The organism is Mesorhizobium sp. M2C.T.Ca.TU.002.02.1.1 (assembly GCF_003997225.1).
The window spans coordinates 1-5,164 of sequence record NZ_RZTO01000443.1; the positions used below are offsets into that span (position 1 = coordinate 1).

Below are 5,164 nucleotides of genomic sequence, written 5' to 3' on the forward strand. Positions count from 1 at the left end.
GTCCTGGAGTCCGGCGATCAGCGCATCGACCGCCGCTTCCGTGGTGACAATGCCGGGCGACAGCCTGAGCGTCGTGCCGCGCGCGTCGCAGTAGAGGCGCTCGTTGCGCAGCGAAGCGATAATTTTTGCCGCCTCGACGCCTTGCGGCAAGCCGAGCATGACGCTGCCGCCGCGCTCGCCGGCGTCGAGCGGCGAACGAAGCGTCCAGCCATTGTCGAGCGCCGCGCCGATGATGCGCTCGACGAGCACGGCGTTCTGCGCGCGGATGGCGTCGATGCCGGTTTTCTCCACCCATTCCAGCCCGGGCAGCGACGCGATGCTTGCGAGGATCGCCGGCGTGCCATGATCGAAGCGACGCGCGTCGTCGGCATAGGCGAAGGCGTCGAGATCCCAGGAGAACGGGTTCGGCTGGCTGAACCAGCCGCGCAGCTCCGGCCGGCAGGTCGCAAGCAATTCCGGCGCGACCTGCACTATGCCGGCGCCGGAGGAACCGCACAGCCATTTGAGCGATGTCGAGACGACGAAATCGACCGGCGTCGCGGCAACCGAAAACGGCGCCACGCCGATGCCTTGCGTGACGTCGACGCCGACAATGCTGCCCATGGCGCGGCCATGCGCGGCGAGCCGCTCGACATCGCAGCGATGCGAGGCCGTCGAGGTGACGAAGGTGATGAGCGCGAGCCCGACATCGTCTTGCCAGCGGGCAATGAAATCCTCATCGCGCACCCAGCTTTCGCCCGCCCGCAGCGGCACGGTGTCGAGCGTGAAGCCGAAGCGCTCGGCCAGGCCCGCGAGCAGGAAATGCAGGCTCGGGAAGCAATCGCCGGCAACCAGCAGGCGTTTTCCCGCCAAGCGCTCCGCCGGAAGCCCGCCGATCAGACTGTAGAGCGCGGCCGTGACATTCTCGGCTGTGGTCAGCGTACCCTTCGGCGCCTCGATCAGCCGCGTCCATGCGTCGATAAAGCGTTGCCGTGCGGCCAGCGCGGCCGGCCACTGGCCGTCGTTCTCCGCCGACCAGATAGCAGAAAATTCCGCCAGCGCGGCGCCCATCGCCTCGGCCTTGCCGGGGAAAGTGCCGATCGAATGATAGAGAAAATAGCCGGACATTTGCTGTCTCTCGCTCCCTTGTGATCATGTGATCACAAAACCAGGAAGGGATCAATCCTTTAAGGCTGAAGAAAGTCGGCGAGAGTGGTCAAAAAGGGCTACTGCTTGGTCCAGCGCGACTGCGACAGGACCGTTTCCGCGCTTCGGTTACCGCCGTTGAAAAAAATCAGGACGCTTTGCCGAAAGCGGCGAAATCGACTGCCTTGGGCTCGGGCACGTCGGGACAGATCGTGCGCAGCGTCGCTTGAGTCGCTGTGATGTCGGCCACGACCTCGTCGCGGGCGCGCGGAAAATCCTTGTCCCTGATGGCCGCGATGATCGCGGCATGACGTCCCGAGGGTTCCATGGTGCCGGCGCGCATCAGCGGCGCGACATGGTTGGACAACAGCCGCATGTAAGGGCCAAAGCGCAGCCACAGCGTCTCGATCAGCTGGAACAGCACGTCGGACCCGGAAGCGCGATAGATGGTGAAGTGGAATTGCTGGTTCTTGGCGATCAGCTCGTAGATGCTGCCGTCGCGACCGATCGCCTGCTGGTCGTCGGTGACCCTCTGCAAGGAAGCGACGTCGGCCGCGCTCAGGCGTGGCGCGCCGAGTTCGGCGGCCAGCCCTTCGACGGCGAGCCGGGCCCGGCAGAGGTCATCGAGCCGCGCCCGCGTCACCACCGGCACGCAGGCCGAGCCATTCTGCGAGATTTCCAGCGCGTTCTCCGCCGCCAGCCGCCGCAGCGCCTCGCGCACCGGCATGTTCGAGGTGCCGAAGGCCTCGGCCAGGGAGGCGATGGTCAGCACTTGGCCGGGATCGAAACTGCCGACCATCAAGGCATGGCGAAGCTGCTGATAGACACCATCCTGGACAGTGATGCGTCCCGATACGGGTTCGAAGCCCAGAGCCACGCTTTTGCTTTCCTTGGATGCCGGCAAAGTCTATGTGCGAAGACATACCCGCCGAAGCGGGCGTGATCATCTGATCACAGATTACGGCGGTAGCCAAGCGGCTACGGCCTGGCCTCAGGCGTTCGATCGATATCCGCTATCTCACTCCGGAATGACCGCCATGGCTTGGATCTCTACCTTGGCGCGGTCCTCGACCAGCGCCACCACCTGCATGGCGGCCATCGCCGGAAAATGCCGGCCGATGACGTCGCGGTAGGCCTCGCCGATCCCCTTGAGGTTGGCGAGATATTCGGCCTTGTCGGTGAAGTACCAGGTCATGGAGGTGATGTGCCGCGGCTCGCCGCCGGCTTCGGCCAGCACCGCGACGACATTGGCGAGCGTCTGGCGCACCTGGCCGACGAACTCGTCGGTCTCGAACTGGCATTGCCCGTTCCAGCCCACCTGGCCGCCGACGAACACCAGCCGCCCTTGCGCGGCCACGCCATTGGCGTAGCCGATCGGTTTGGCCCAGCCTTCCGGCTGCAGGATCGTGTGCATGTCTAGCCTCCCCCTTGGTTGAAATGCGGTCCGCAAGGCATGGTGTCAGACGGCGCCCATCACCTGCCTGGCGATGACCACCTTCTGCACGTCCGAAGCGCCCTCATAGATGCGCAGTGCCCGGATCTCGCGATAGAGGCTCTCGACGATGTGGCCCTTGCGCACGCCGTCGCCGCCATGCAGCTGCACCGCCTTGTCGATCACCTCCTGCGCCTTGTCGGTGGCGAACAGCTTGGCCATCGCCGCCTCGCGGGTGACACGGGCGGCGCCCATGTCCTTGGTCCAGGCGGCGCGGTAGATGAGGAGCGCGGCTGCGTCGACATCCAGCGCCATGTCGGCGATATGGCCCTGCACCATCTGCAGCTCGGCCATCGGCGCGCCGAATAGTTTGCGTTCGGCGGCTCTGCTGACGCTCTCGTCCAGCGCACGCCGCGCGAAACCGAGTGCCGCCGCGCCCACCGTCGAGCGGAAGACGTCGAGCACCGACATGGCGATACGGAAACCATCGCCAGGCTTCCCGATCAGAGCGGAAGCCGGAACACGCACATCGTCGAAGGACAGCCGCGCCAGCGGATGGGGGGCGATCACCTCCAGCCGCTCGGCGACGCCGAGACCCTTGGCGTCGCCCGGCACGATGAAAGCGGAGATCCCCTTGGCGCCCGGTGCCCCGCCGGTGCGGGCGAAGACGACATAGAGGTCGGCGATTCCGCCGTTGGAGATCCAGGTCTTCTCGCCGGAAAGCACATAGAAGTCGCCGTCGCGGACCGCTGTCATTTCCATGTTGGCGACGTCCGAGCCCGAGCGCGGCTCCGAGAGGGCAAAGGCGGAAATCGCCTGGCCGGCTCGCGTCTTTTCCAGCCAGCGCTGCTGCTCCGGCGTGCCGAACAGCGTGATTGCTCCAGTACCGAGCCCCTGCATGGCGAAGGCGAAATCGGCGAGCCCGTCATGGCGCGCCAGCGTCTCGCGGGTGATGCATAGCGTGCGCACGTCGAGCGGGCCGGGATTGGCGGGGTCGAGCGCTGTCGGCTTCAGCCAACCGTCGCGGCCGAGTTTCGCGACGAGCTCGCGGCAGGCAGCGTCGACATCGTGGTGGTCGACAGGGAGGTTTTTCGCGCACCAGCTGTCGAGGCGTTCGGCGAGCTGGCGGTGGCGGTCTTCGAAGAAGGGCCAGTTGAGGAAGGAACGGTCAGGCATTTACGCCTCCGCAGTTCTGCGAAGTCTGCGCTCTACGGCGCCCCCCTCTGTCCCGCCAGCATGTCCATCTTGAGCGAAGACAACATCCTCAATTCCCCTCGAACACCGGTTTTTCCTTCGCCACGAACGCGTTATACGCCCGCTCGAAATCGCCGGTCTGCATGCAGATCGCCTGCGCCTGCGCTTCCGCCTCGATCGCCTGGTCGAGGCCCATCGACCATTCCTGGTTGAGCTGCGTCTTGGTGATGCCATGCGCGAAGGTCGGCCCGGAAACGATGCGCGCCGCCATGTCGAGCGCGTCGGCTTCCAGTGCCGCCGCATCGACCAGCCGGTTGTAGAACCCCCAGCGCTCGCCCTCAGTAGCGTTCATCGTGCGGCCTGTGTAGAGCAGCTCGGCGGCGCGGCCCTGGCCGATGATGCGCGGCAGGATCGCGCAGGCGCCCATATCACAGCCGGCGAGGCCGACGCGAGTGAACAGGAAGGCCGTCTTGGCTTCCGGTGTGGCGATGCGGATGTCGGAAGCCATGGCGATGATCGCGCCGGCGCCCACCGCTACACCGTCGACCGCGGAAATGATCGGCTTACCGCAATTGAGCATCGCCTTGACGAAGTCGCCGGTCATGCGCGTAAAGGCGAGCAACTGCTTCATGTCCATCTTGACCAGCGGCCCGATGATGTCGTGGACATCGCCGCCCGAGCAGAAATTGCCGCCATTGGGCAGGAACACCACGGCGTCGACATCCTCGGCATAGACGAGCTCACGAAACGTGTCGCGCAGCTCGGCATAACTGTCGAAGGTCAGCGGATTCTTGCGCTCGGGACGGTCGAGCCGGATCTTCGCGATCTTGCCTTCGACATCCCAGAGGAAGTGTTTCGGCTTGAGCTTGGCGATAGTGCTCATTCGCGTCCCTCCCAATTGCTGCGGAACGATTTCAGCATGCCGGTCAGCCGGCGCGCCTCGTCCTCGCTGACGGTGCCGAGAAGCTCGCCGACCCAATTCTCATGCGCGGCGGCGATCGCGGCGAAAGATCTCGAGCCTTCCTCGGTCAGCCGCACCATCGAAGTGCGGCGGTCGCCGTTGCGCCGCGCCCGCGTCACCAGCCCTTCGGAAACCAGCCGGTCGACGATGCCCGTCACATTGCCGTTCGACACCAGAAGGAAGCGCGACAGGTCGCTCATCAGCATGCCTTCCGGCGATCGGTAGAGCGCCGCCATCACGTCGAAGCGCGGCAGCGTGGTGTCGAACTCCTTCTTCAGCCGCTCGCGCAGTTCGGCCTCGATGGTGCGCGAGGCGCGCAGCAGGCGGATCCACAGCCGCAGCCTCTCCTTGCCCGGCCCGGTTGAGGTCGGTCCCGCTACCATGTCTCGCCTCCCGAAACCGAAATCGCCTGTCCGGTGATCGATCGCGCGGCATCGCTGCATAGCCAAAGC

General features: G+C 65.5%; 6 protein-coding genes. All 6 read right to left on the reverse strand.

Translation table 11 applies throughout. From position 1 onward, the window contains the following. On the reverse strand, window positions 1–1,107 hold a 1,107-nt coding region (locus EOD07_RS21690), incomplete at its 3' end, for an aminotransferase class V-fold PLP-dependent enzyme (protein WP_127236930.1). Between the two features lie 166 nt (window positions 1,108–1,273). Next, window positions 1,274–2,002, reverse strand: a complete 729-nt coding sequence (locus tag EOD07_RS21695) for a GntR family transcriptional regulator (RefSeq protein ID WP_127236931.1) — start codon at window positions 2,000–2,002, stop codon at window positions 1,274–1,276. A gap of 141 nt (window positions 2,003–2,143) precedes the next feature. Next, on the reverse strand, window positions 2,144–2,539 hold the full coding sequence (locus EOD07_RS21700; RefSeq protein ID WP_127236932.1) for a RidA family protein: 396 nt from the start codon (window positions 2,537–2,539) through the stop codon (window positions 2,144–2,146). A 45-nt stretch (window positions 2,540–2,584) separates the two neighbouring features. Then, entirely contained in the window at window positions 2,585–3,733 is a 1,149-nt protein-coding gene (locus EOD07_RS21705) for an acyl-CoA dehydrogenase family protein (RefSeq protein WP_127236933.1), read from the reverse strand. Window positions 3,734–3,821: 88 nt separating this feature from the next. Beyond that, a complete protein-coding gene (locus tag EOD07_RS21710) occupies window positions 3,822–4,634 on the reverse strand; it encodes an enoyl-CoA hydratase family protein (RefSeq protein WP_127236934.1) in 813 nt (270 codons plus the stop codon). Then, entirely contained in the window at window positions 4,631–5,095 is a 465-nt protein-coding gene (locus tag EOD07_RS21715; protein ID WP_071069767.1) for a MarR family transcriptional regulator, read from the reverse strand. The genes EOD07_RS21710 and EOD07_RS21715 overlap by 4 nt, the downstream gene beginning before the upstream one ends. Window positions 5,096–5,164: the final 69 nt, after the last annotated feature.